We start from the raw sequence: 3042 nt of genomic DNA, 5'->3' as shown, positions 1-3042 counted from the left end.
CACCCAAATTTGACCGTAGTGGGCGCGAATAATCTTGCGACAGACCGATAAACCGATGCCATAACCTTCTTTACCCTCATCCCGTTTGAGACGCACATGACCCTCAAAAATATGCTCTTGTTTTTCTTCGGGAATGCCGGGGCCGGTATCACTGATGCTCACTTGTACTTTTTGAGTAGTACGATGGAGGACAGAAAGGGTAATTGCGCCGCCGGGGGGGGTATATTTGATCCCATTCTCCAAGAGATTAATAATCACCTGTCGGATTAACTCCTCATCAGCATAGACGGGGGGCAGATCTTGGGGGATATCGCTTTGGAGAATTAAAGTCTTTTCTTGAAAAATATCGGTAAATTGAGACAAAATTTCCTGACAAAGAGCTTGCAGATAAAATTTACTCTGGTGGAGAGTGAATTGCGCCGCCATGCTCTTAGAAGCTTGTAGAATGTCCGTGATCAAACGGTTCATAATCCGGAACTGTTTGCGGGCCTGTTGGTGCAGTTGTTCTCGTAATTGCAGACTGCGCTCCGTATCTGGTTGATGATAGGCTAATTCGAGGGTTTCCACGGCGATGGAAGCGGCGGTGAGAGGACTGCGTAAATCGTGGGCTAACATAGCCAAAATTTGGTCTTTAAATTTTAATTGTTCTAATAATTCTTCCTTTTCCTGTTTAAGACGAAAAACCTCATCGGCGATGCGGATGAGTTCGCCCGAATGTTCCATCTCTTGACGTTGTCCATCCTCAGCGTGATGATTTTTGACCTCCTCTTTAATCGCTTTTTGCCAGCGTACCAACCATTTTTTAAACTGTTCCACCAGATTACTGCCCGCGAGGGTATGACGGGGGCCGGGGGCAATTTTGACCAAGGCAGGGGTAGCTACAAGGCGAAAATGTTCGACTAAATGAGGCTGCTGGCGAATTTCGATGATCTGCAAGTCAATTGGGTAATCAGACTTTAAAGACTGGAGATAGGACTGAATTTGACGGATAATTTCTTGAGAACTGGGACGGTCATCAACAAATAGCAAAAGTTGAATGGAGAGAGGCGTTGTCGTCTCTCTCCCTAAAGCAGTCAGTGGCTCGTTAGATGGGAGCATCGGAAAATTAGTAAACCTAGGGATTGACGAGATCGATCGATCGTCGATCGACTTTTATCATATTCTTTATTGTAGAAGCTTAAGATAGTATAAAATCTACTCAACCTAATCTTAAAGTTTTATTCCTTAATTCTAAGAAGAAATCCTATGGCTTTTGGCTATGTTGCCCTAGTTCTCCACGCTCATCTCCCTTTCGTCCGCCATCCCGAAAGCGATTACGTCCTCGAAGAAGAATGGTTATACGAAGCAATCACAGAAACCTACATCCCTCTGCTGCAAGTTTTTGAAGGTCTCAAGCGGGACGGTATCGATTTTAAAATGACCATGAGCATGACTCCGCCTTTGGTGTCGATGCTGCGGGATCCGTTACTGCAAGAGCGCTATGAAGAACACTTAGGTAAGTTAGAAGAATTAATTGCTAAAGAAATCGACCATAATCAACATAATGGCCATATTCGCTACTTAGCCGAATATTACGCTGAATCTTTCCAAAGTATCCGACAAACTTGGGAAAAATACGATCGAGATCTGGTCAAAGCATTTAAACAATTCCTCGACAGTAATAACCTAGAAATTATCACCTGTGGTGCGACCCATGGTTATATGCCCCTGATGAAAATGTACCCGCAAGCGGTGTGGGCGCAAATTGAGGTGGCCTGTCAACACTACGAGGAAAATTTCGGTCGTCGTCCCAAGGGCATTTGGTTGCCGGAATGTGCGTACTACGAAGGGGTAGAAAGAATGTTAGCCGATGCGGGCATTCGTTATTTCCTCGTCGATGGCCACGGTATTCTCTACGGTCGTCCGCGCCCCCGTTACGGCAGTTACGCGCCCATTTTCACAGAAACCGGGGTGGCCGCTTTCGGTCGTGACCACGAATCTTCCCAACAGGTTTGGTCTTCCCAAGTCGGTTATCCGGGGGATATAGTTTATCGGGAATTCTATAAAGATTTGGGCTGGGAAGCGGAATACGAGTATATTAAGCCCTATATCATGCCCAACGGTCAACGCAAGAATATAGGCATCAAATACCACAAAATTACTAGCCGGGACGGTGGTTTATCGGAAAAAGGGCTTTATGACCCCTACTGGGCCAAAGAAAAAGCCGCCGAACACGCGGGCAATTTTATGTATAATCGCGAGCGGCAAGTGGAGAGTTTAGCGGGAATTATGGGCCGTCCTCCCCTGGTTGTTTCTCCCTACGATGCCGAGTTATTCGGTCACTGGTGGTATGAGGGACCCTGGTTTATTGATTTTCTGTTCCGCAAGTCTTGGTATGACCAAAATATCTACCAAATGACCCATTTAGCCGATTATCTCCGGGCTAACCCGACCCAGCAGGTCTGTCGTCCTTCCCAATCCAGTTGGGGTTATAAGGGTTTCCATGAATACTGGCTGAATGAAACTAACGCTTGGATCTATCCTCACCTGCACAAAGGCACGGAACGGATGATTGAATTAAGTCATCATGAAGCGGAGGATGAATTGCAGGAACGGGCTTTAAATCAGGCAGCCCGGGAGTTATTATTAGCACAATCTTCTGACTGGGCCTTTATTATGCGAACCGGTACGATGGTTCCCTATGCTGTCCGGCGCACTCGTTCCCACCTGCTGCGGTTAAATAAAATCTATGAAGATGTGAAATCCGAGAAGATTGATGCCGGTTGGTTGCAAAAAGTCGAGGAAATCGATAATATTTTTCCCAATATTGATTACCGCGTCTATCGACCCCTGTAATCTTTGTTAGAGATTAATAAAAATTTTGGTGCGTTATGGTTTGTAACGCACCTTGTTGCTTTCTGATTCACTCATCGGAAATTTTGGGTCTGAAACCCCGCCGTTCTAGGTTGGCTTTACGTTAGAATTAAAAGGCCAGTCTCGAAAACCAAGTGGACGGCGCAGCACCTTGAAAACTCGGCTTAGGGGGTTCCGACCAGAAAAGCT

Annotated in this window: 2 protein-coding genes; one reads left to right on the top strand and one right to left on the bottom strand. The window is 46.0% G+C overall.

Going from position 1 to position 3042, the window contains the following annotated elements; translation table 11 throughout:
• Nucleotides 1-1098: histidine kinase (locus PX481_RS24555; protein ID WP_288096553.1), on the bottom strand; the 1098-nt coding region annotated here is incomplete at its 3' end.
• A gap of 147 nt (nt 1099-1245) precedes the next feature.
• Here PX481_RS24555 and PX481_RS24550 point away from each other — a divergent pair.
• Nucleotides 1246-2835, top strand: a complete 1590-nt coding sequence (locus PX481_RS24550) for a glycoside hydrolase family 57 protein (protein WP_149987662.1) — start codon at nt 1246-1248, stop codon at nt 2833-2835.
• The last annotated feature ends 207 nt before the right edge of the window (nt 2836-3042 follow it).

Source organism: Microcystis sp. M53603_WE2, from assembly GCF_030065435.1.
This window is presented reverse-complemented; position numbering and strand designations above follow the sequence as displayed.